The sequence below is a fragment of the Chromobacterium sp. IIBBL 290-4 genome (assembly GCF_024207115.1).
In the GTDB taxonomy this organism is placed as follows: domain Bacteria; phylum Pseudomonadota; class Gammaproteobacteria; order Burkholderiales; family Chromobacteriaceae; genus Chromobacterium.
Window position 1 is genome coordinate 2,248,958 of sequence record NZ_CP100128.1, and the last position, 23,390, is coordinate 2,272,347.

The window sequence follows — 23,390 nt, forward strand, 5'->3', positions numbered from 1 at the left end:
AAGCCATGCTAACAGAGCAAAAACAAGATGAGCGCGTGATTCTGATTACCGGCGCGGCCAAGCGGGTGGGCGCGGGCATCGCCCGGCAGCTGCACGCGCGTGGTTTGCGGCTGGTATTGCATTACCGCGGCTCGCGCGGCGAGGCCGAGGCGCTGGCCGCGGAGTTGAACGGCAAGCGGGAAGACAGCGTCAGGCTGGCGCAGGGCGATTTGCTGGACGCCGCCGCCTTGCCGGACTTGGCCGCGCGGGCGGTGGCGGCTTTTGGCCGCATCGACGGGCTGGTCAACAACGCCTCCAGCTTTTTTCCGACCGAGCTGGGCCAGATAGACGAAGCCGCCTGGCACGACCTGATGGGCAGCAATCTGAAAGCGCCGCTGTTTCTGAGCCAGGCCCTGGCGCCCGAGCTGACGCGCCGCGGCGGCGCCATCGTCGGCATTTCCGATATCCATGTCGATAGGCCGATGGCGCGCCACGTGGTGTACAACCTGGCCAAGGCCGGCCACGCGCAGCTGATCCGCAGCCTGGCGATAGAACTGGCGCCGGCGGTGCGCGTCAATGGCGTGGCGCCGGGCGTCAATCTGTGGCCGGACGGCGATGAGTCGTTCGGCGCGGCGGTGCGGGCCAAGATAGAGGAGACGATTCCGCTGCAGCGCACCGGCGTGCCGGAAGATATCGCCCGCGCGGTGGCTTTTCTGCTGCTGGACGCCTCTTACGTCACTGGCCAGATCCTGGCGGTGGACGGCGGGCGCGGCATCGTGCTGTAAGGCGGAGTCCCTGCGGCCTACGCCGCCTTGGCGGAGAGGCGGTTTTGACGAGCGCGGCCCCATTCGCGGCGCGCCGCGTTCCAGGTCAGGACCATGCCCGACAGCGCGAAGGCCAGCGCCAGCAGCGAGGCGGCGCGCAGCAGCGCGTTGTTGAAGTCCTCGCCTGCGCTGTAATCCATCACGTGCAAGCGCCAGAAAAAGTCGTGCAGCACCCATAGTTCATTGCGGGCTTTCAGATATTCGCCGCTGGCGCCGTCGAAATACAGGCGGGTGCGCTGCCAGTCGTCGAAGGAGGCCTGCCATACGTTTTTCTGGCCATACAGCTCGTCGACCATGCCCAGCCGCACTTCGCCGGCGGCTATCTTGCGCATGGCGTTCAGCTTGCCCTCGCCGCGATACAGCTGGCGGGCGAAGCGGGAAACGCTTTCAGCGTCGGCGATGGGCAGCGCTTTGCCGCTGGAGGCGTCCAGCAGCAGCGTGGCGTCGCCGACCTTGGCCTTCCAGGCCGGGCCGCGCGCGCTGACGAAGCTGTCGATGTCGCGGGCCTCGGCCGGCAAGGCTTGCAGCGACTGCCGCCAGCCGGCGGGCAGCGCCACCTTGGGCGCGGATACCACCGCGCCGCTTTTGGTCAGGCTGTTGAATGGGATCAGCGCGAAGACCGCGCCGCCCAGTATCCACAACAGCAACTGCGCGAACATCAGGTAGGACAGATAACGGTGCGCCTTGAAGGCGAAGCGGACGAGTTTCATGGTTTCTGGTTCTGAGCGGGTGGGGCGGAAACTATACGGGAGCGGCCAGGGCCGGCCGCTGCGGCAAATTGCCGCAGCGAGGCTGCGATAGCCATGGCGGAGGCGGGCGATTCGTAATAAAATCGCCTGTTTTTCAATTTCTTAGCCGTACCCATGTCCGAACTGAACGCCGCGCTCGACGACAAGGCCAAGAAGGCCGCGTTTGAAGGCAACAAACTGGCCAAGCGCCTGCGCCACCATGTCGGTGACGCCATCAATGATTTCAATATGATCGAAGAAGGCGACCGCGTGATGGTCTGCCTGTCGGGCGGCAAGGACAGCTACACCCTGCTCGACATCCTGCTGGGCCTGCAAAAGTCCGCGCCGATCGACTTCTCCATCGTCGCGGTCAATCTGGACCAGAAGCAGCCGGGCTTCCCCGAGCACGTGCTGCCGGAATACCTGCAGTCCATCGGCGTGGAGTACCGCATCGTCGAGGAAGACACCTATTCCATCGTCAAGCGGCTGGTGCCGGAAGGCAAGACCACCTGCAGCCTGTGCTCGCGCCTGCGCCGCGGCATCCTGTATCGCGTGGCGGACGAGCTGGGCGCCACCAAGATTGCGCTGGGCCACCATCGCGACGACATCCTGCACACGCTGTTCCTGAATATGTTCTACGGCGGCAAGATGAAGGCGATGCCGCCCAAGCTGGTGTCCGACGACGGCCGCCACATGGTGATCCGCCCGCTGGCCTATTGCCGCGAGAAGGACATCATCCGTTACGCCGATCTGAAAGCGTTCCCGATCATTCCGTGCAATCTGTGTGGCTCGCAGCCCAATCTGCAGCGCCAGGTGGTCAAGGAAATGGTCAATGACTGGGACAAGCGTTTCCCCGGCCGCGTCGAGAGCATGTTCCGCGCGCTGCAGAACGTGGTGCCGTCGCATCTGGCCGACACCAAGCTGTACGACTTCGCTTCGTTGAAGACCGGCGACGCGCCGTTCGCCGACGGAGACACCGCCTTCGACAAGGAAGAATTCCGCGACCCGACGCCGGATGCGGACGATGCGGAAGCGGCGCCGAAAAAGCGCACCTTCAGCATCCTGGATTCGCGCGGCAAGGAGAGCGGCTGTGGCGCGTAGGGCCTTGCACCCGTTCCGCCGCCGCGTGCGGCCGGCGGTGGAAGAAATGCCGGAAGTGGAAATCTCGGAAGAGGGCAATATCCGCTCGCTGCACCTGGGCTCGGAAACGATACAAAGCTCGATGGATCTGGAAGATCCGCCGGACCTGGTGCTCAGCTACAGCCGCGCCATGATGGGTTTTCTGTTGTGGAACGACGATCCCAAGCACATCCTGCAGATCGGCCTGGGCGGCGGCTCTTTCGCCCGCTTCATCGATGAATATCTGCCCGATGCGGTCAGCGTGGCGGTGGACATCAATCCGCAGGTGATCGCGGTGGCGCGCGCCTTCTTCCAGTTGCCGGAGGAAGGCGATTTCTTCGAGATCGTCGAGGCCGACGGCGCCGACTACGTGAAGATCTTCCGCGGCTCCACCGACGCCATCCTGGTGGATGGTTTCGACGGCCTGCAGATCGTCGACGCGCTGACCACCGAAGACTTCTTCGAAGACTGCAAGCGGGCCTTGAGCCCCAAGGGCGTATTCGTCACCAACTGGTGGAGCGGCGACAAGCGCTACCAGAATTTCATCGAACGCTTATTGAACGTTTTCGAGGGGCGGGTGATCGAACTGCCTGCCGCCACCCACGGCAACGTCGCGGTGATGGCTTTCCGCCAGAGCCCGAGCCTGACGCAGTGGGAGGCGCTGAGAAAGCGCGCCGACGAGCTGGAAACCCGTTTCGGGCTGGAGTTCGGCGAGTTCGTCAACCGGCTCAAGCAGACCAACCAGCAGACCGCTGGCCATCTGCTGATCTGAGACAGCGCAACTAAGCCTCGAAAACCGCGCGGCGGTTACGTTTGCTTACCTTTCCGGCGCGGCAACGCGGCGTATAATGCGCCATTGCACGCGCCTGGGGCGCAGCTTTCGGGCCTGCGCCCGGGTCAGACGTGGCGGCGTGAACGCGCAAAATTCGAATGACCGGGCGGCAGACGGGCGTCTGCCGCTCAAGCTTTTACATCCTGTTGGGACATTCATCGTGAAGCAGCAACTGCTTAATCGTATCGCGGACAAATCCGCTGTGATCGGCATCGTGGGGCTGGGCTATGTCGGCCTGCCGCTGATGCTGCGTTTCGCCGAAGTCGGCTACAAGGTGCTGGGCTTCGACATCGACAAGAGCAAGGTCGATGCCTTGATGGCCGGCAAGAGCTATATCGAGCACATTTCCGCCGAGAGCATCGCCACCGCCCGCGAGCGCGGCTTCGAAGCGACCACCGATTTCGCGCGCGCCGGCGAAGCCGACACGCTGATCCTGTGCGTGCCGACCCCGCTGAACAAATACCGCGAGCCGGATCTCAGCTTCGTGCTGGACACCATGGACAGCCTGGTGCCTTATCTGCGCGAAGGCCATCTGGTATCGCTGGAATCCACCACCTATCCGGGCACCACCGACGAAGAGCTGCTGCCGCGCATGGAGTCGCGCGGCTTCAAGGTCGGCGAGAATGCCTTCCTGGTGTTCTCGCCGGAGCGCGAAGATCCGGGCAACCCGAATTTCACCACCCGCACCATCCCCAAGGTGTGCGGCGGCTACAGCCCGGCTTGCCAGGAAATCGGCGTGGCGCTGTACAGCGCGGTGATCGACAAGGTGGTGCCGGTGTCGTCGACCCGCGCCGCCGAAATGACCAAGCTGCTGGAAAACATCCACCGCGCGGTCAATATCGGCCTGGTCAATGAAATGAAGATCGTCGCCGACAAGATGGGCATCGACATTCACGAAGTGATCCGCGCCGCGGCCACCAAGCCCTTCGGCTTCGTGCCCTACTATCCGGGCCCGGGCCTGGGCGGCCACTGCATCCCGATCGACCCGTTCTACCTGACCTGGAAAGCGCGCGAATACGGCGTCAACACCCGTTTCATCGAACTGGCCGGCGAAGTGAACAGCGCCATGCCCGATTATGTGATCTCGAAAGTGGCTTCCGCGCTGAACCTGCGCAAGAAGGCCATCAACGGCAGCCGCGTGCTGGTGCTGGGCATCGCCTACAAGAAGAACGTCGACGACATGCGCGAAAGCCCGTCGGTGTTCCTGATGGAAAAGCTGCGCGACCTGGGCGCGGAAGTGTCCTACAGCGACCCGCACGTGCCGGTGTTCCCGAAGATGCGCGAGCACCACTTCGAGCTCTCCAGCGTGGCGCTGAGCGCCGAGTCCATCGCCAGCTACGACTGCGTGCTCTTGGCCACCGACCATGACAAGTTCGACTACGAGCTGATCAAGTCCAAGGCTCAACTGGTGGTGGACAGCCGCGGCAAGTATCTGCAGCCGGCCGACAACATCGTTAAAGCGTAAATCTTTGCCGCGCAATCGGCGGAATGGGCGAGAGGCGGGTTTGGCCTCTCGCGCTTTTCACCGGCTTCGCGGCTGATTCATAAGGTTTCACCATGCACACCCTGCACCTCCCGCCGATCACCGACCGCAAGATCCGCTTCGCCCTGGTGGGCTGCGGCCGCATCGCCAACAACCATTTCGGCGCGCTGGAAAAGCACGTCGACCGCGCCGAGCTGGTCGATGTCTGCGATATCGATCCGGCGGCGCTGGCATCGGCGGTGGAGCGCACCGGCGCCCGCGGCCACAGCAATCTCACCGACATGCTGGCGCAGACCACAGCCGACATCATCATCCTGACCACGCCGTCCGGCCTGCACCCGACCCAGAGCATCGAGTGCTCGGAAGCCGGCTTCCATGTGATGACCGAAAAGCCGATGGCCACCCGCTGGGAAGACGGCCTGGAAATGGTCAAGGCCGCCGACAAAGCTAAAAAATATCTGTTCGTGGTCAAGCAGAACCGCCGCAACGACACGCTGCAGTTGCTCAAGCGCGCGATGACGGAAAAGCGCTTCGGCCGCATCTACATGGTCAACGTCAATGTGTTCTGGACCCGTCCGCAGGAGTATTACGACGCGGCCGGCTGGCGCGGCACCTGGGAATTCGACGGCGGCGCCTTCATGAACCAGGCCAGCCACTATGTCGACCTGCTGGACTGGCTGATCGGCCCGGTGGAAAGCGTGCAGGCTTACACCGCCACGCTGGCGCGCAATATCGAGGTGGAAGACACCGGCACCGTCAGTGTCAAGTGGCGCTCCGGCGCGCTGGGCAGCATGAACGTCACCATGCTGACCTACCCCAAGAATCTGGAAGGCAGCATCACCATCCTGGGTGAAAAGGGCTCGGTGCGCGTCGGCGGCATGGCCGTCAACGAGATCCAGCACTGGGAATTCGCCGAGCCGCACGCGATGGATGAAGACATCAAGGCCGCCAGCTACGCGACCACCAGCGTCTACGGTTTCGGCCACCCGCTGTATTACGACAATGTGATCAAGACCATGCGCGGCGAAGCCACGCCGGAAACCGACGGCCGCGAGGGCCTGAAGTCGCTGGAGTTGCTGATCGCGATGTATCTGTCCGCCCGCGACGGCCGCCGCGTCAGCCTGCCGCTGGATTATTGATGATGGATGGCGGCCGGCTCCTTGGAGCCGGCCTTGTTACGTCGATATGGGTGAATGATGGCGGAAGAAAAGAAAGAACCCTGGCTTAATTATTTGGCGCTCACCACGGTCATCCTGGCGGTGTGCGCCACGCTGTCCACCTTCAAGGGCGGCGGCTATTCCACGCGCAGCGTGATCGCGCAGCAGCAAGCCTCGGACCAGTGGGCCTATTATCAGGCCAAGGGCATCAAGGGCAATCAGTACGAGATCGAGCGCGATCGGCTGAAGCTGGAACGCGATACCCTGGGCCAGGCCGACGAAGCCAAGCGCCAACGTTACCAGGCCGCGATAGACGAAGCCGACAAGCGCGCGCAGCGCTATGCGTCCGAGCGCAAGCAAATCGAGCTGAGCGCCCGCAAGCTGGAGGACGAACGCAATCTGGCGCAGCGCCAGGGCAAGCCCTTCGGCGTGGCGGTGATCTTTCTGCAGGTGGCGATCCTGATTTCATCCATCGCCGGCCTGTTCAAGCGCAAGCGCATCTGGCATGCGGCGCTGCCCGTCGGCGCGCTGGGTCTGCTGTACTTCGCCGACGGCTTTTTTCTGATTTTCTGAGCAAGGTTGCATCCATGGAATACACCGTTCACTCCACCGCCATCGTAGACGAAGGCGCCAGCATCGGCGCCGGCACCCGTGTCTGGCACTGGGTCCATATCTGCGGCGGCGCCAAGATCGGCAAGGGCTGTTCCTTCGGCCAGAACGTGTTCGTCGGCAACGACGTGCTGATAGGCGACAACGTCAAGGTGCAGAATAATGTGTCGATCTACGACGCGGTGACGCTGGAAGACGACGTGTTCTGCGGCCCGTCCATGGTGTTCACCAACGTCAACAATCCGCGCAGCCACGTCAACCGCAAGAACGAATACCGCCGCACCGTGGTGAAGAAAGGCGCGTCTATCGGCGCCAACGCCACCATCGTCTGCGGCCACACCGTGGGCGAGTACGCCTTCATCGGCGCCGGCGCGGTGGTGACGCGCGACGTGCCGGCTTACGCGCTGATGGTGGGCACGCCGGCCAAGCGCATCGGCTGGATGTGCTCCTGCGGCGAGCGGCTGTCCAACGACATCGGCACCCACTCTTGCCCGGTGTGCGCCATCCATTACGAAGTGGGCGGCAATCACTGCACGCCGATCCGCGTCGAAAATTAAACAGCAAGGGCGGATGCCGCGCTGGCGCGGCGGGCGTTCGCCAGGTTTTGCCGCGCAATATGCGCAATCCGCGCGCGACAATTTTCAAAATATTGATTGGGGTTGATCCTCTTATGTCCATCCAGTTCATCGATCTGAAAGCGCAATACCAGCATCTGAAAGCCGACATCGACGCCCGCATCCACGCGGTGCTGGATCATGGCCAGTACATCATGGGGCCGGAAGTGAAAGAGGTGGAGGAGCAGCTGGCCGCCTACACCGGCGCCAAGCACGCCATCGGCGTCTGCGACGGCACCAAGGCGCTGCTGATCGCGATGATGGCGCTGGGCATCGGCGCCGGCGACGAAGTGATCACCACCCCGTTCACTTTCATCGCCACCGGCGAGATGATCGCGCTATTGGGCGCCAAGCCGGTGTTCGTCGATATCGACCCGGTCAGCTACAACCTGGACCCGAAACTGCTGGAAGCGGCGATCACCCCGCGTACCAAGGCCATCATGCCGGTCAGCCTGTATGGCCAGGCCGCGGACTTCGACGCCATCAACGCCATCGCCGCCAAGCACGGCATCGCGGTGATCGAGGACGGCGCGCAGAGCTTCGGCGCCAGCCAGAACGGCAAGAAGTCGAGCAATCTGTCCACCATCGGCTGCACCAGCTTCTTCCCCAGCAAGCCGCTGGGCTGCTATGGCGACGGCGGCGCGGTATTCACCAGCGACGACGCGCTGGCCAAGAAAATCCGTGAAATCCGCGTCCACGGCCAGGACCGCCGCTACCACCATCCGGTGATCGGCTTGAACGGCCGTCTGGACACCATCCAGGCCGCGGTGCTGCTGGCCAAGCTGCCCAGCTTCGCCGACGAAGTGGCCGCCCGCGAACGCATCGGCGCGCGCTACAGCGAGCTGCTGAAGGACGTGGCGCGCGTGCCGGTCATCGGCGCGGGCAATACCCACGTCTACGCTCAGTACACCATCGAGGTGGACAACCGCGACGCGGTGCAGGCCAAGCTGAAAGAGCTGGGCGTGCCGACCGCCGTGCATTACCCGATTCCGCTGCACCTGCAGCCGGCCTTCGCCCATCTGGGCTTGGGCGAAGGCAGCTTCCCGCATTCCGAAGCCGCCGGCAAGCGCGTGATGAGCCTGCCGATGCACCCCTTCCTGACTGAAGAAGCGCAGGATGCGATCGTCGAGGCGGTGAAGAAGGCGCTGGGCTGAGGGGCATGCTGACTTTGTCTTCCCTGCGTTTGCCTAAAAGCGGCTTCCTGCGCCACATCCTCACCCTGGTGACCGGGGCGGCGGTGGCGCAAGTGGTGCCGTTGCTGGCCTCGCCGCTGATCACCCGCTTGTATGATCCGCACGAGGTCGGCATCCAGGCGGTGTATGTGTCGTGGATGTCGACGCTGGCGGTGCTGGCCACCGCCCGCTACGAGATGGCCATAGTCTTGCCGGCCAGCGAAAAGCAGGCCAGCAATCTGATGGGCCTGTCCATTTTGTTCTCGACCGCGCTGGCGATGCTGATCGTATTGCTGGTGCTCAGCGGCGGCCACGCCCACATCGCCGCCCATCTGGGCGCGCCGGAGCTGGAGCCGTGGCTGGCACTGCTGCCGCTGTCGGTATTGCTGGCGGGCCTGATGCAAGCCTGGACCAACTGGAACAACCGCCATCGCCGCTACCAGGCCAACGCCAATGGCCGGATGGCGCAGTCTTTCGGCATGGCCGGCGTGCAGGTGGCGGCAGGCTGGCTGGGCGCCGGCGCGGGGGGGCTGATTCTGGGCCAGTTCGCCGGCCAAGTGGGCTCTTTGCTGGCGCAAGCCTGGACCGATCTGAAATCGCGCTTCGGCTGGCGGCGTGAGCTGAGCCGCCGCGACATGCGCGAAGCGGCGCTGGCCTATATCGAATTTCCCAAGATCAACGCGCCGCACGCGCTGAGCACCGCCTTGCTGGACTCCGCCACGCTGGCGGCGCTGACCGTATTGGCCAGCACCTCGGCGGTGGGTTTCTACGGCCTGATGATGCGGGTGCTGAAGCTGCCGGCGGCCTTGATCGGCCAGGCGGTGGCGCAGGTGGCCTACCGCGAGCTGGCGGAGGCGCGCAATCTGGGCAAGCCCTTGCGTCCCATCTTGCGCAAGATGATGTTGATGCTGTTCGGCCTGTCCTTGTTCCCCTTCCTGGTCATCCAGATTTTCGGCGAGCCCTTGTTCACCTTGGTGTTCGGCGCGAAATGGGCCGAGGCCGGCCGCTACGCCGAAGCGATGTCGCTGTACATCCTGTTCCACTTCATCGCCTCGCCGCTGGGCATGGTGCCGCCGGTGATCAACCGGCAGCGCTTCGCTTTCATGTTGTCGCTGGTGCAGGCGGTGCTGTTCCTGGGCACGCTGTGGCTGGGCTTTAGTTTGTGGCAGGATGCCGTTGCTACGTTCCAGCTGGTGTCGGTCGTGATGGCCGGCTACTTCATTGCTTACTTCACCTGGCTCTATAAGGCGGCGAAATGAATTGGAATGGACTGCTCAGCCGGATCCGCTTCCGGCTGTCGGCTTGGGTGAGGCCGCGCATGGTGTATGGTTTTCGCCGCGGCGACGGGGTCTTCCTCAAGCGCACCCGCGTCTCCAATATGACGCGGATCGAACATATCGACAAACTGATGGTCGAGGACAATGTCTATATCGGCCATTTCAATCTGGTGGACGCCTCCGGCGGCCTGTACATAGGCGAGGGCTGCCAGATCACCAATTATGTGTCCTTGCTGACGCATTCCAGCCATGTGGCCATCCGCTTGTATGGACGCGAGTATCTGGATCGCGGCAACCACGCCGGTTATCTGAAGAAACCGACCAAGCTGGGCAAGTATTGCTTCCTCGGCCCGCACTCGGTGTTGATGCCGGGGGTTACTCTGGGCAAGGGCAGCATCGTGTCGGCGTATAGCTTTGTCCAGGCCGGCGACTATCCCGATTTCGCCATCCTGGCCGGCAATCCGGCGCGGGTGGTGGGCGATACCCGCGACGCCGACGCCGAATGGCTGGCGCAATATCCGGACCTGCATCCGCTGTACGAGGCCTGGGCCAATGACTGACAAGATCGCCCGCCTGCTGGTGGTGGGCTCGGCTTCCATTCATACCTGGCGTTTCCTGTCCGGCATCGCGCCGCATGTGGATGAGTTGTACCTGGCTTGCAATGGCGAGCTTCCCAGCGACAAGCGGCCGGCCAATCTGAAGGGCGAGCTGCGGGTGGATTTCAGCCTGAAGGCGCTGTCCAGCGCCGGCAAGCTCAAGGCCTGGATCGCCGCGGTGAAGCCGGACGCGGTCCATGTCCACCAGGCCAATAGCGTGGCCTGGCATGCGCGCCGCGCGCTGACCGGTTCTGACATTCCCATGCTGTTGACGGCCTGGGGCTCGGATGTGCTGCTGCTGCCGGATCAGAACCCGCTGATGCGCGCCATGGTGCGCGGCAATCTGCAGGCCGCCGCCGCCATCACCTCTGATTCCTTGTACATGGCGGCGAAAATCCGCGAGCTGGCCGGCGATTGCAGGATCTCTCTGCTCAATTACGGCATAGACGCGCTGCCGCCGCAGCCTGTCGTCGCCGCCAAGAAAAAACAGCTGCTGTCCTGCAGGCTGCACAAGCCGCTGTACCGAATCGACGCCATCCTCAAGGGCTGGGCCGAGGTGGAAAGCAGCGGCCGCTGCGGCGACTGGAATCTGGTCGTCGCCGCCAGCGGCAGCGAGACCGACAATCTGAAACAACTGGCGGCATCGCTGGGTCTCAAGCGCATTGAATTTAGCGGTTTTGTCGACAGCGCCACCTTGGGCAAGCTGTATGCCGACTCCCGCGTCTTCGTCAGCGTGCCGCGTTCCGACGCCACCAGCATCAGCCTGCTGGAGGCGATGGGCCATGGCTGCCTGCCGCTGTTGTCCAATCTGCCGGCCAACGGCGAATGGGTTATAGACGGCCTCAACGGCGCCATCGCCGAGGACGTGAGCCGGCTGGGGCCGCAACTGCTGCGCGCCATGGAACAGGCCGAAAACGACGCCGTACTGTCGCGCATCGCCGAAACGAATCGCGGCCTGGTGGCGGCCAAGGCGCTGCATCAGGCCAATATGGCCGGCTTCGCTGATTTGCTCCGCGCGCTGGCCGCGCAAAAGGTTTAAAAAATGAAAATTGCCCACCTGACCTCCGCCCATCCGCGCCACGACATCCGCATCTTCGTCAAAGAATGCTGCTCGCTGGCGGCGGCCGGCCACGAGGTGACGTTGATCGTCGCCGACGGGCAGGGCGAGGAAATCCGCAACGGCGTGCGCATCCACGATGTCGGCCCCAAAACCGGCGGCCGCTTCTCGCGGATGACCGGCACCGTCAAGCGCGTTTACCAGGCTGCGCTGCAGCTGCGGCCGGACGTGGTGCATTTCCACGATCCGGAACTGATTCCCGCCGGCGTGCGCCTGAAGCAGGCCGGCATCAAGGTGGTGTACGATGTGCACGAGGATGTGCCGCGGCAGATCCTAGCCAAGCACTGGATACCGGGCGCGGTGCGCCCGCTGGTGTCCGGCGGCTTCGAGACGCTGGAAGACTGGGCGGCGCGCCGCTTCGACGCCATCGTCACCTCCACCCCGCATATCCGCAAACGCTTTGAAAAGTTGGGCGCCAACGCGCTGGACGTGTGCAACTTCCCGATACTGGAAGAGCTGGTGCGCGACACGCCGTGGGAAAGCCGCCGCAATGAAGTGTGCTATATCGGCGGCATCAGCCGCATCCGCGGCATCGAGCCCATCGTCGCCGCCTTGCCGGACACGTCTACCCGCTTGAATCTGGCCGGACCGTGGAGCGAGAGCGATCTGCGCGCCAAAGTGACGGCTCAGCCGGGTTGGGCGCGCGTCAACGATCTGGGCGTGCTGGATCGCAAAGGCGTGGCCGAGGTATTGGCCAAGAGCAAGATCGGCCTGGTGACGCTGTTTCCGACGCCCAATTACGTGGATGCGCTGCCGATCAAATTATTCGAATACATGGCTGCCGGCATGCCGGTGATCGCCAGCGACTTCCCGGTGTGGCGCGAGATCGTCGACGACGCCGGCTGCGGCCTGCTGGTGGACCCGCAGGATGCCGCCGCCATCGCCGCCGCCGTCAATGAACTGCTCGGCGATGAAGAACGGATGCGCAAGCTGGGCGAATCCGGCAAGCGGGCGGTGTTGAACAAATACAGCTGGGCGGCCGAGGCCGACAAGCTGGTCGGTCTATATCGCCAGTTGGATGGGGCTGGCCGATGAAACCGCGTTCGGTATTGCTGCCCTTGCTGCTGGTGCCTTTGGCCGCCGTGCTGCTGTTTCAAGTTAATCACGCTGTGGCCGGCATTGCAGCTTCGCCGCTGATGATCGCGGCTCACCTGATGTTGGCCGCGTTGTTGCTGCTGCCTTTGTGGTTAAACAAAGTCTGGCTCGGCAATGCACTGGCAGTGGAGGGGTGGCCGGCGATCCAGGCCCGCGGCAAGGCGAGGTTCATTTTGATTTTCGGCGTGCTGGGCCGCGGCGTGCCGCTCACCCTGTTTATTTTCGGCATGTCGTCGGTGGCGCAAAGCAAACCAGCGCTGTCGATGGGCCCGGCACTGTTGTTCTGGCTGCTTTTGGGCGCCTGGTTCGCCCACACTCAATGGCGGCAGCTGGAGCGCGCCAACAAGACTCAAGACAAGCAATAAGATGCGTATTCTCTATATCAATCACTACGCCGGCAGCCCGCGCCACGGCATGGAATTCCGCCCCTACTACTTGGCGCGCGAATGGGTGCAGGCCGGGCACGAAGTGAACATGCTGGCGGCCGATGTGTCGCATCTGCGCCAGACCCATCCGCAGGTGGATGGCAAGTATCAAGACGAAGACATCGACGGTATCCGTTACACCTGGTGCAAGACCCGCCCTTACCAGGGCAACGGCATTGGCCGGGTGCTGAACATCTTCAGCTTCCTCGCCAAGGTGATGGGCCTGTCCAAGCGCTATCTGAAAGAATGGAAGCCGGATGTGGTGATCGCCTCATCCACCTATCCGCTGGACACCGTGCCGGCGGCGTGGATCGCCAACAAGACCGGCGCGCGGCTGGTGTACGAGGTGCACGATCTGTGGCCGCTGACGCCGGTGGAAGTGGGCGGCATGTCGCCCAAGCACCCCTTCATCCGCCTGCTGCAATGGGCTGAGGACTTCGGCTACAAGCGCGCCGACACCGTGGTGTCGATGCTGCCTTGCGCCAGGGATTACATGATGGCGCACGGCATGGCGCCGGAAAAATACGCGGTGATTCCCAACGGCGTGGACGTCAGCGAATGGCAGGGCGAGGCGCAGCCCTTGTCGGCCGAGCACCGGATGCGCTTGGCCGAACTCAAGGCGCGCGGCCGCTTCATCGTCGGCTACGCCGGCGGCCATGGCCTGGCCAACGCGCTGGATTATCTGCTGGAGGCCGCGGCCTTGATGCAGGGCGCGCCGGTGACTTTCGTGTTGGTGGGCGACGGCCCTGACAAGGAAGCGCTGGTGGCGCGCGCGGCCGAACTGAAGCTGAACAATGTGATGTTCCTGCCCGCCATCGCCAAGCGCAGCGTGCCGGCCTTCCTGGCCGAATGCGACGCGCTGTACATAGGCTGGCGCAAGCTGCCGATCTACCGCTTTGGCATCAACCCGAACAAACTGTTCGATTACATGATGGCCGGCAAGCCGGTGATCCACTCGGTGGAAGCCGGCAACGACATGGTCAAGGATGCCGGCGCGGGCTTGAGCATAGGCGTGGAAGACCCGGCCGTGATCGCCGACGCAGTCAAGCGCATGGCGGTGCTGCCCGTGGCCGAGCGCGCAGCGATGGGCGTAGCCGGCAAGGCCTATGTACTGGCCAACCACGATTACGCGGTGCTGGCGCGGCGCTTCCTGGCGGCGGTGAAGCTGTGATTTTGGCGTAGAGCGGAAGCCCGCTGCGCGGGCGTTCCGCCGATGTTGCCATGTAGGATGGGCAATGCTTGCATTGCCCACGCGGTCATGGCAATCCACTCAAACATGGTTTGGTGGCGCGAATAAAAGATTAGCCTTACTCCAGCCTTCATCGCAGGGAGGAGGAAGGGCGTTTGCTCGTTGACTGGGCTGGAGAGGCAGAGTCAGGCCTGTTCAGTGAATAGCCAGAATAGTTAGTGATATGACTCAATGCGCGTGGGCAAGCAGAATCCGCTTGCCCACCCTACGGTCGAGCGATGTAGCGTGGGCAATGTTTGCATGCCCACGCGAGAGACGAGATTTTGCAAGCCGGGCGCGATGGCGCGCGGCGATGGACATGGACGGCGGCCGAGCGTGGCCGCGCTAAGACGAAAGACTGAGAAATGAGCGAACAAAAATTCCTGCCGTTCGCCTTGCCGGACATCGGCGAGGAAGAGATCAACGAAGTGGTCGACGCGCTGCGTTCCGGCTGGGTCACCACCGGCCCCAAGACCAAGCAGTTCGAAGCGGATTTCGCGGCCTTCCTGGGCGACGGCGTCGAGGCGATCGCGGTCAACTCCGCCACCGCCGGCCTGCACCTGGCGCTGGAGGCTATCGGCATCAAGGAGGGCGATGAAGTGATCGTGCCGTCCTACACCTTCACCGCCACCGCCGAAGTGGTGCGCTACCTGGGCGCGCACCCGGTGTGCGTGGACGTGGACGCCGCGACCTTCAATATCCGTCCGGACGCGATTCGCGCGGCGATCACCGCTAAGACCAAAGCCATTATCCCGGTGCACTTCGCCGGCCTGGCCTGCGACATGGACGAGATCATCGCCATCGCCCGCGAGCATGGGCTGAAGATCGTCGAAGACGCCGCCCATGCTATGCCCACCTACTACAAGGGCAAGCTGATCGGCACGCTGGATTCCGACGTGACGGTATTCAGCTTCTACGCCAACAAGACCATGACCACCGGCGAAGGCGGCATGGTGGTGTCGAAACACAAGGACATCATCGCCCGCTGCAAGGTGATGCGCCTGCACGGCATCAGCCGCGACGCTTTCGACCGCTACGTGTCCAAGACCCCGGCCTGGTTCTACGAAGTGGTCGCGCCGGGCTACAAGTACAATATGCCGGACACCGCCGCGGCGATGGGCATCCATCAGTTGAAGAAGATCCGCGGCTTCTATGAAAAGCGCGAAGTCATGGCCCAGCGCTTCGACCGCGAGCTGGCCGGCCTGCCGCTGATCCTGCCGGCGCGCGCCAAGGATGAGGGCAGCAACCACGCCTGGCACCTGTACCCGGTGCGCCTCAAGCCGGAAGCCGGCATCAGCCGCGACGACTTCATCGCCAAAATGGCCGAGAAGGGAATCGGCTGCTCGGTGCACTTCATCCCGCTGCACCGCCAGCCGGTATGGCGCGACGGCTACCAACTGGCCCGCGAGCAGTTCCCGGTGGCCGACGCCGCGTTTGAAGCTGAAGTGACGCTGCCGCTGTACACCAAGATGACGGACGATGACCAGAGCCGCGTCATCGCCGCCGTGCGCGAGATTCTGGGCGCATGAGCGAGCGGCTGGACAAAGAGGGCGGCGAGCTGTTGCCGCCTTGCTGCCGGCCGCGCCGCCATGGCTCGCGCTTGCTGAAGCGGCTGTTCGACATCGCCGCTGCCGGCGCGGGTCTCGCCGTGCTGGCGCTGCCGCTGATGGCGGTGGCGCTGTGGGTGAAGCTGGATTCGCCGGGGCCGGTGTTCTTCCGCCAGGTGCGGGTGGGGCGGGGCGGCGCGCTGTTCCGCATCCACAAATTCCGCACCATGCAGGTGGACACCGAGCGCCAGGGCCAGCTGACCGTCGGCGCCGACAGCCGCATCACCGGCGCCGGCCGCATCTTGCGCAAGACCAAGCTGGACGAGCTGCCGCAGCTGCTGGACGTGCTGTTCGGCGACATGAGCCTGGTCGGCCCGCGGCCGGAAGTGCCCAAGTACGTGGCGCACTATCCGGACGAGGTGAAGGACATCGTGTTGTCGGTTCGCCCCGGCATCACCGACTGGGCATCGATCAAGATGATCGATGAAAACGAGATACTGGGCCGCGCCGCCGATCCGGAACGCGCGTATATCGACGAAGTGCTGCCGGAGAAGCTGGGCTACTACGTGCGCTATGCCGAGACGCATAGCCTGTGGGAAGACATCCGCATCATCGTCGCCACCTTGATGAAGATCGTGAACCGATGACTTATTTCATCCGCAGCGCCGAAGCCCGCGACGCCGACGCGCTGGCAGGCATTTATCTGGACTGCCGCCGCGCCATGGATTACGCGCCCTTGGCGCATGACGATGCGGCGGTGCGCGCCTGGTTCGCCGGCGCTTTGCTGCCCGCCGGCGGCGTCTGGCTGGCGGAGCAGGGCGGCGAGATCGCCGGCTTCGCTGCTTGCTCCGAGCTGGATGGCCAGTTTTGGCTGGATCAGTTGTATGTCGCCGCGAGGCATCAAGGCGCGGGCATCGGCCATGCTTTGATGCAACAGGTGTTGGCGGGGCGCACGCAGTCTTGCCGCTTGCACGTGTTCCAGGCCAATGCCGGCGCGCGGCGTTTTTACGAGCAGCACGGCTTTGCGCTGCTAAGCCTGGGCGACGGCCAGGATAACGAGGAACGCTGTCCGGACGTGCTGTATCAATGGCGGCCGGATGGGAAAGAATGACCATGTTTGAAAAACTGCTAGCCTTCTCCCGACACAACAAGATGGCGATGCTGGCGCTGATGGACACATTGCTGTTGCCGCTGGCGCTGTGGAGCGCGGTGTTCCTGCGCCTGGGTGGTTATTGGGACCCCAAGCTCAATCCGCACCTGTGGATCTTCATCGTGCCGCCCTTGTGGGCCATCCCCATCTTCATCAAGCTGGGCCTGTATCGCGCGGTGCTGAAATACCTCGACGACAAGATCATCCTCACGGTGTTTTCCGGTGTCACCTTGTCGGTGCTGGTGTTGCAGGCGGTGATACAGATGTTCCAGATCTGGGCGATGCCGCGCACCTCGGTGATCATCTTCTGGGTGTTCGCCATGGCCTATATCGGCGGCAGCCGCTTCCTGCTGCGCGGCCTGGTGCGGCGCATCGACGCCACCGAAGCGCCGCGCGATCCGGTGATTATCTACGGCGCCGGCCAGGCCGGCGTGCAACTGATGCTGGCCTTGCAAGCGGGCCGCGAATACCGGCCGATGGCCTTCGTTGACGACAACCCGGATCTGCTGCGCCGAACTTACCGCGGCGTGGCGGTGCATGCGGCGGAAGAACTGCCGGCGCTGCTCAAGGACACCCGCGCCAAATGCATTCTGTTGGCCATGCCCTCGGTCAGCCGCGGCCGCCAGCGCGAGATCCTGGAGTCGTTGGAAAAACTGCGGGTGACGATCAAGCGGCTGCCGGGCATGGCCGATCTGGTGTCGGGCGAAGCGAGAGTGGAAGAGCTCAAGGAAGTGGAGATCGAGGACCTGCTGGGCCGCGATCCGGTGCCGCCCAAGGCCGAGCTCTTGGCGCGCAATATCCGCGGCAAGGTGGTGATGGTCACCGGCGCCGGCGGCTCCATCGGCTCGGAACTGGCGCGGCAGATCGTGCGCAACCAGCCCGCGCGCATCGTGTTGTTCGAGCTGTCGGAGTTCGCGCTCTACAGCATCGACCAGGAGCTGGCGCAGCTGGCGCCTAAGATTCCGCGCACGCCGCTATTGGGCTCGGTCACCGACTATGAGCGCCTGAGCCAGGTGATGCGCGCCTTCCAGGTGGAAACGGTCTACCACGCCGCCGCTTACAAGCATGTGCCGATGGTGGAGCACAACCCGGTGGCCGGCATCGTCAACAACGCTTTCGGCACCGACACCACCGCCCGCGCGGCGGAGGATTGCGGTGTCGACACCTTCGTGCTGATTTCCACCGACAAGGCGGTGCGTCCCACCAATGTGATGGGCGCCACCAAGCGGCTGGCCGAGCTGACGCTGCAAACCCGCCACGCGCGCGGCAGCCGCACCCGCTTCGTGATGGTGCGCTTCGGCAATGTGCTGGGCAGCTCTGGATCGGTGGTGCCGCTGTTCCGCCGCCAGATCAAGGCCGGCGGCCCGATCACGCTGACCCACGCCGACATTACCCGTTACTTCATGACCATACCGGAAGCGGCGCAACTGGTGATCCAGGCCGGCGCGATGGGCGACGGCGGCGACGTGTTCGTGCTGGACATGGGCGAGCCGGTCAAGATCATCGATCTGGCCCGCCGCATGGTGCATTTGTCCGGGCTGGAAGTGAAGGACGCGGATCATCCGAATGGCGACATTGAAATCCGCGTCACCGGCCTGCGTCCCGGCGAGAAGTTGTACGAGGAGTTGCTGATAGGCGACAACGTGCAGGCCACAGACCACGCCAGAATCATGCGCGCCCAGGAATACCACTTGTCCGAAGCCGAGATGGCGTCCTTGCTGTCGCGCCTGCAAGACGCCTGCCGTCAGTTGGACGCGCCGACGGCTTTCGCGCTGATGCAGGAGGCAGTGCACGAGTTCCAGGCGGGCGAGGCCACGCAGGACTGGGTGACGCAGCAAGGCTGAGGGCTTCCCCTCTCCGAAAACGACGGCTGCAAGCTACCACTTGCAGCCGTTGTCTTTATCCAGCGTCTTGTACAGGATGACCGGAATGGCCAGCAGCCCGCCGCTTGAGTAAGCATGGGCGCAGCTGGGTTTTTCGGCGCGGTCGATTGCCTTTGCCAACTTTTCCTTGGCTGGATCGGCTGGCAGCGGTTTGGCGTTGGGATTTTCAGCTTCCAGTTGCCGTATTTGCTGACGTAAGGCGCCCATGGTGAGCCGCGGCTCGCTGGCTGCGGCGCTGGCATCGCTCTTGCCTGGCTTGCCCGCTGCGCTGGGCTCCGCTAATGATGAGCGCTCTTTATGCTGCAAGCGCCGGGCATGATCAGGCGCCGATTTGGGCATGGGCTCGCGCGCCGGCGCGGCTTTCGGTGTCGATAAGGGCGTGGGCGCCGCGCGCGAGGGTTCGGCGGCCGGCGAGGGAGCAAGCGTGATGGGCTCGATCCGCACCAGCATGGGGATCTTGTTGTCAGGCAGGCGCACGCGCAGGCTATCCAGCGCCATCAAGGCGAGCAAATGAGCCAGCAGGCTCAGATAGATGGCGATGGCGCGCGGCGTGAGCGGCGTGAATGACTGTTCGGTGATTCTTATCGGCATGGGGACAAATTATGACTTGGTCATTATTTTGTCAAATATAGCTTGGGGCCGATTAGCTGCTGCAAGTTCCCCTCTGCTTCAACATTCCGCCGCGATCAACCGGTTCCTGCCTTGCTGTTTGGCGCGATACATGCGGATATCGGCGATTTCCACCAATTGCCGCCAGTCCTGGCAGCCTTCCTGCTGCCATTCCGCCAGGCCTATGCTGGCGGTGAGCGGCCGTCCGTCCGGACGCTCGCCCAAGCCGCTTTCCTGCAGCCGCGCGATCAAGGCGCGCGCCTGATGCAGGCTGGTGCCGGGCAGCAACAGCAGAAACTCCTCGCCGCCCCAGCGCACCAGTACATCGCTGCGCCGCAGCTGGCTGTCGAGCTGGGAGGCGAAATGGCACAGCACCCGGTCGCCGGCTTGATGGCCGTAGCGGTCGTTGACGTCCTTGAAATGATCGAGGTCGAAAAAGGCCAGGCTCAAGTCGGGCCGCTGCCGCTGCGCTTGCATCAGGGCCAGGATTTCTTCGCCGCTGCGGCGGGAGAATACGCCGGTCAGCGGGTCGCGCACCGCTTGTTTGACCAGCACGATGATGTAAGCCAGCTGGCTCACGCCGGCGATGGCCGCTACGCCGGAGAGCAGCGCCAGGAGCCATAGCTCGCCTCCCAGCGTGGCCCAGTTGGCGGAGTAGGGCGACAGCAAGTGCGTGAGCAGAAAACCGACCAGCACCGGCAAGGCGAACAGAGCGCTTTCCAGCAAGGCGAGCGGGAACACAGCCAGGCCGGCCAGCAACACGAAGGGCAGATAGGCATAGCCCGCGCCGATGGCGGCGGACAGGCCGCTGAGCTGGAAGTGGAACAGCAGCCAGAGCGAGGCGACATAAAACACGGTGGGGATGGCGAATAGCCAGGCCATGGCGCGATAGGCCGCCATCATCGTGGCGTTGTGATGATGGCTGCGGGCCAGCGCCACAAAGGCCGCGCTAGCCGCCACGCGCAGCAAGGCCAGCGGTTGCCATAGCCCGGCGGGCAAGGTGAGGAGATCGACCAGGATCCACAGCGGCGTCAACAGCGCGAACAGCGTGGCGATCATCCGGACGCGGCCGATCAGGATGTGCCCGCGCCTATGGCTGAGCAAAGGCGCGTGCCCGAACGGCGCAACGAGTTGCAGGCCTTCATCGGCGTCGATTTCGCCGGGAATCAGGCCCAGCAGGGTGTGCCACAGATTGAGCTTCATCGAGTGCGTAAGGGTTGCCGTGTGAATATCATCGCACTTTTTATACTTGTGCGTATTGGGTTTAGTTTAGACCATTTTTTAATCATGGATATTGAGGATGTCGGGCGGGCCGGGTGTAATATCTGAGCCGTTCAAGGAGAGACTCAGGCATGGAAACGCGCTGGCTGGAAGATTTTCTGGTATTGGCCGATACCGGCAGTTTTACCCGTTCGGCAGAATTGCGGCATCTGACCCAGCCGGCATTCTCGCGCCGCATCCGCGCGCTGGAGAGCTGGATGGGCGCGGACCTGATAGACCGCACCACCTATCCGACCAAACTCACCGCCGCCGGCAAATTATTGCAGGAGCAGGCGGTGCCTTTGTTGGCCCAGCTCAACACTACCCGCACCATGCTGCGCGGCCTGCAGCCCTTGCCGCAGGGCACGCTGGAATTCGCCGTGCCGCACACGCTGTCGTTTTCTTATTTTCCCAAGTGGTTGACCGAGGTCGAAGATGGCTTCGGCCAGCTGTCCTGCCGCCTGCAGGCCAGCAATGTGCACGACGCGGTGCTGGCCTTCGTCGAAGGCGGCAGCGATTTCCTGATGTGCTATCACCATCCCAAGCAGCCGGTGGAGCTGCACGACGCGCGCTATGGCGGATTGCGCCTGGGCGTGGAGCGTTTGCGGCCGTACTCGCGCGTGGAGGCCGGCGAAGCGCTTTACGTCTTGCCGGGCCATCCGGATGCACCATTGCCCTTCCTCGGCTACGCCAGCAATGCCTATTTCCGGCTGATGAGCGATTTGCTCTTGGTCAGCGGTCCGCAGCCGGCGCATTTGTCGCTGCGCTATGAAACGGATATGGCCGAAGGGCTGAAGCAGATGGCCCTGGCCGGCCACGGCCTGGCCTTCCTGCCGGAAAGCTCGGTGGCGGCGGAGTGCCAGGCCGGCTTGCTGATGCCCGCCGGCGGCGACGAATGGAGCGTGCAAATGGAGATTCAGCTGTATTGCGATCTGCGCCACGCCAAGCCGGAGCAGGTGGCTTTGTGGGCGTATTTGAGCGAGCGCTACCCCGCGGTGTGAGGCGGGGCCTGGGTTTGGCATGGTTATGCATTTCCTGCATAACCCCATCCGCATTCGGAATTGGTCAAGCCGGCGGGGCAGGCATACAGTGCGGGGCATTCCAGGCCGCGCATGACGGCCGCCCTGAGGAGAACGCAGATGACCACCCGCATCGAACATGACCTGCTTGGCAACCGCGACGTGCCGGCCAGCGCCTACTGGGGCGTGCATACCCTGCGCGCCATCGAGAATTTCCCGATCACCGGCCAGACCATAGGCAGCTACGGCGACCTGATCCGCGCGCTGGCCTGCATCAAGCAAGCCGCCGCCCAGGCCAACCGCGACCTCGGCATCTTGGAGCCCAAGCTGGCCCAGGCCATCGTCGATGCCTGCGAAGAAATCCGCTCCGGCAAGTTGCATGAAGAGTTCGTTGTCGATGTGATTCAGGGCGGTGCCGGGACCTCCACCAATATGAACGCCAACGAGGTGATCGCCAACCGCGCGCTGGAGCTGCTGGGCCACGCCAAGGGCGAGTACCAATATCTGCACCCGAACGAGCACGTCAACCTGTGCCAGAGCACCAACGACGTCTATCCGACCGCGCTGCGCCTGGCTGCCTTCTGGGGCGTGTTGAAGCTGGTGTCGCGGATGGAAGTGCTGCGCAAGTCCTTTGAGGACAAGGCCGAGGAGTTCAAGGACATCCTGAAGATGGGCCGCACCCAGCTGCAGGACGCGGTGCCGATGACGCTGGGCCAGGAATTCCAGACCTATTCCGTGATGCTGGGCGAGGATGAGCAGCGCCTGAAGGAAGCCAGCGCGCTGATGCTGGAAATCAACCTCGGCGCCACCGCCATCGGCACCGGCATCACCGCACACCCGGACTACGCCAAGCTGGTGTGCCTGCACCTGTCGGAACAGGTGGGCTGCAAGCTGATCACCGCGCCGAATCTGATCGAGGCCACCCAGGACTGCGGCGCTTTCGTGCAGCTGTCCGGCGTGCTCAAGCGCGTGGCGGTCAAGCTGTCCAAGACTTGCAACGATTTGCGCCTGTTGTCGTCCGGCCCGCGCGCCGGTTTCGGCGAGATCAATCTGCCGGCGCGCCAGGCGGGCTCGTCCATCATGCCGGGCAAGGTCAATCCGGTGATTCCGGAAGTGGTGAGCCAGGTGGCCTATGAAGTCATCGGCAACGACATGACCATCACCATGGCCGCCGAGGCCGGCCAGCTGCAGCTGAACGCCTTCGAACCGGTGATCGCCTACAGTCTGTTCCGCAGCGCCGGCCATCTGGCCAATGCCTGCGACACGCTGACCGAGCACTGTGTAAAAGGCATCACCGCCAACTGCGAGCGCCTGCGCCAAAGCGTGGAAAACTCCATCGGCCTGGTGACTGCGCTCAACCCGGTGATCGGCTATGAAGCCGCCACCCGCGTGGCCGCCGAAGCGCACGCCAACGGCAGCAGCGTGGCCGAGGTGGTGCTGGCTCATGGCTTGCTGACCCGCGCTCAGCTGGACGACATCCTGCAACCGGAAACCCTGACTCAGCCGCGCTGGGTGACGCTGTAAACCGAATTCGTTTTTCTCCTTTGTTTGACTCGTGATTCCCGGCGCCTGGTGCGCCGGTTTTTTTTGCCTGTTTCACTGACTGCTGTCGATTGCGTTCAAGCGGGCAGGGTCGTATAACATTATGGTGCGGTGCACAATAAAGG

The 23,390-nt window shown here is 63.6% G+C and carries 23 protein-coding genes; 20 read left to right on the forward strand and 3 right to left on the reverse strand.

The window, feature by feature from the left end:
* Window positions 1-5: 5 nt before the first annotated feature.
* Window positions 6-764: a pteridine reductase gene (locus NKT35_RS10330; protein WP_254301003.1), complete on the forward strand. Its 759-nt coding sequence runs from the start codon at window positions 6-8 to the stop codon at window positions 762-764.
* Window positions 765-781: 17 nt separating this feature from the next.
* Here NKT35_RS10330 and NKT35_RS10335 read toward each other — a convergent pair whose 3' ends face one another.
* On the reverse strand, window positions 782-1,513 hold the full coding sequence (locus NKT35_RS10335) for a hypothetical protein (RefSeq protein ID WP_254301004.1): 732 nt from the start codon (window positions 1,511-1,513) through the stop codon (window positions 782-784).
* Between the two features lie 153 nt (window positions 1,514-1,666).
* Here NKT35_RS10335 and ttcA point away from each other — a divergent pair, with 153 nt between their 5' ends.
* The 17 genes from ttcA (at window position 1,667) to NKT35_RS10420 (ending at window position 18,796) form a co-directional block, all read left to right on the forward strand.
* Window positions 1,667-2,632: a tRNA 2-thiocytidine(32) synthetase TtcA gene (gene ttcA / locus NKT35_RS10340; RefSeq protein ID WP_254301005.1), complete on the forward strand. Its 966-nt coding sequence runs from the start codon at window positions 1,667-1,669 to the stop codon at window positions 2,630-2,632.
* Window positions 2,622-3,422 carry a polyamine aminopropyltransferase gene (locus NKT35_RS10345; RefSeq protein ID WP_256493445.1) on the forward strand — a complete coding sequence of 267 codons (801 nt, stop codon included), beginning with the start codon at window positions 2,622-2,624 and terminating at the stop codon, window positions 3,420-3,422. Before ttcA ends, NKT35_RS10345 begins: the two co-directional genes overlap by 11 nt.
* A 220-nt stretch (window positions 3,423-3,642) precedes the next feature.
* Window positions 3,643-4,947 (forward strand): nucleotide sugar dehydrogenase, encoded by a 1,305-nt coding sequence (locus NKT35_RS10350; protein WP_254301006.1) that lies wholly within the window; start codon window positions 3,643-3,645, stop codon window positions 4,945-4,947.
* Window positions 4,948-5,039: 92 nt separating this feature from the next.
* The gene (locus NKT35_RS10355) at window positions 5,040-6,104 is read left to right on the forward strand and encodes a Gfo/Idh/MocA family protein (RefSeq protein ID WP_305883474.1); all 1,065 of its coding nucleotides are present in this window, start codon (window positions 5,040-5,042) and stop codon (window positions 6,102-6,104) included.
* Window positions 6,105-6,158: 54 nt separating this feature from the next.
* Entirely contained in the window at window positions 6,159-6,695 is a 537-nt protein-coding gene (locus tag NKT35_RS10360) for a DUF4337 domain-containing protein (protein WP_254301007.1), read from the forward strand.
* Window positions 6,696-6,709: 14 nt separating this feature from the next.
* Window positions 6,710-7,288, forward strand: a complete 579-nt coding sequence (locus NKT35_RS10365; protein ID WP_254301008.1) for an acyltransferase — start codon at window positions 6,710-6,712, stop codon at window positions 7,286-7,288.
* Between the two features lie 113 nt (window positions 7,289-7,401).
* A complete protein-coding gene (locus NKT35_RS10370) occupies window positions 7,402-8,499 on the forward strand; it encodes a DegT/DnrJ/EryC1/StrS family aminotransferase (protein WP_254301009.1) in 1,098 nt (365 codons plus the stop codon).
* 5 nt (window positions 8,500-8,504) lie between these two features.
* Window positions 8,505-9,776, forward strand: coding sequence for a lipopolysaccharide biosynthesis protein (locus NKT35_RS10375; protein WP_254301010.1), 1,272 nt, complete (start codon window positions 8,505-8,507; stop codon window positions 9,774-9,776).
* The gene (locus NKT35_RS10380; RefSeq protein WP_254301011.1) at window positions 9,773-10,354 is read left to right on the forward strand and encodes an acyltransferase; all 582 of its coding nucleotides are present in this window, start codon (window positions 9,773-9,775) and stop codon (window positions 10,352-10,354) included. Before NKT35_RS10375 ends, NKT35_RS10380 begins: the two co-directional genes overlap by 4 nt.
* Window positions 10,347-11,429, forward strand: coding sequence for a glycosyltransferase family 4 protein (locus NKT35_RS10385; protein WP_254301012.1), 1,083 nt, complete (start codon window positions 10,347-10,349; stop codon window positions 11,427-11,429). Before NKT35_RS10380 ends, NKT35_RS10385 begins: the two co-directional genes overlap by 8 nt.
* Window positions 11,430-11,432: 3 nt before the next feature.
* Window positions 11,433-12,542 carry a glycosyltransferase family 4 protein gene (locus NKT35_RS10390; RefSeq protein WP_254301013.1) on the forward strand — a complete coding sequence of 370 codons (1,110 nt, stop codon included), beginning with the start codon at window positions 11,433-11,435 and terminating at the stop codon, window positions 12,540-12,542.
* Window positions 12,539-12,967: a hypothetical protein gene (locus tag NKT35_RS10395; RefSeq protein WP_254301014.1), complete on the forward strand. Its 429-nt coding sequence runs from the start codon at window positions 12,539-12,541 to the stop codon at window positions 12,965-12,967. The genes NKT35_RS10390 and NKT35_RS10395 overlap by 4 nt, the downstream gene beginning before the upstream one ends.
* Window position 12,968: 1 nt before the next feature.
* Entirely contained in the window at window positions 12,969-14,198 is a 1,230-nt protein-coding gene (locus NKT35_RS10400; protein ID WP_254301015.1) for a glycosyltransferase family 4 protein, read from the forward strand.
* Between the two features lie 422 nt (window positions 14,199-14,620).
* On the forward strand, window positions 14,621-15,784 hold the full coding sequence (locus NKT35_RS10405) for a DegT/DnrJ/EryC1/StrS family aminotransferase (protein WP_254301016.1): 1,164 nt from the start codon (window positions 14,621-14,623) through the stop codon (window positions 15,782-15,784).
* The gene (locus tag NKT35_RS10410) at window positions 15,781-16,449 is read left to right on the forward strand and encodes a sugar transferase (protein ID WP_305883475.1); all 669 of its coding nucleotides are present in this window, start codon (window positions 15,781-15,783) and stop codon (window positions 16,447-16,449) included. The genes NKT35_RS10405 and NKT35_RS10410 overlap by 4 nt, the downstream gene beginning before the upstream one ends.
* Window positions 16,446-16,913, forward strand: a complete 468-nt coding sequence (locus NKT35_RS10415; protein WP_254301017.1) for a GNAT family N-acetyltransferase — start codon at window positions 16,446-16,448, stop codon at window positions 16,911-16,913. The genes NKT35_RS10410 and NKT35_RS10415 overlap by 4 nt, the downstream gene beginning before the upstream one ends.
* Before the next feature lie 2 nt (window positions 16,914-16,915).
* A complete protein-coding gene (locus NKT35_RS10420) occupies window positions 16,916-18,796 on the forward strand; it encodes a polysaccharide biosynthesis protein (RefSeq protein WP_254301018.1) in 1,881 nt (626 codons plus the stop codon).
* 33 nt (window positions 18,797-18,829) lie between these two features.
* Here the strand turns inward: NKT35_RS10420 and NKT35_RS10425 are convergent, their stop codons facing one another.
* Together NKT35_RS10425 and NKT35_RS10430 are read right to left on the reverse strand one after the other, a co-directional pair.
* Window positions 18,830-19,426 (reverse strand): hypothetical protein, encoded by a 597-nt coding sequence (locus tag NKT35_RS10425; RefSeq protein WP_254301019.1) that lies wholly within the window; start codon window positions 19,424-19,426, stop codon window positions 18,830-18,832.
* A gap of 78 nt (window positions 19,427-19,504) precedes the next feature.
* Complete coding sequence (locus NKT35_RS10430) at window positions 19,505-20,647, reverse strand: GGDEF domain-containing protein (RefSeq protein WP_254301020.1); 1,143 nt, start codon at window positions 20,645-20,647, stop codon at window positions 19,505-19,507.
* A gap of 149 nt (window positions 20,648-20,796) precedes the next feature.
* Here NKT35_RS10430 and NKT35_RS10435 point away from each other — a divergent pair, with 149 nt between their 5' ends.
* Window positions 20,797-21,705 (forward strand): LysR family transcriptional regulator, encoded by a 909-nt coding sequence (locus tag NKT35_RS10435; RefSeq protein WP_254301021.1) that lies wholly within the window; start codon window positions 20,797-20,799, stop codon window positions 21,703-21,705.
* Between the two features lie 138 nt (window positions 21,706-21,843).
* On the forward strand, window positions 21,844-23,247 hold the full coding sequence (gene aspA / locus NKT35_RS10440; protein ID WP_254301022.1) for an aspartate ammonia-lyase: 1,404 nt from the start codon (window positions 21,844-21,846) through the stop codon (window positions 23,245-23,247).
* Window positions 23,248-23,390 lie beyond the last annotated feature (143 nt).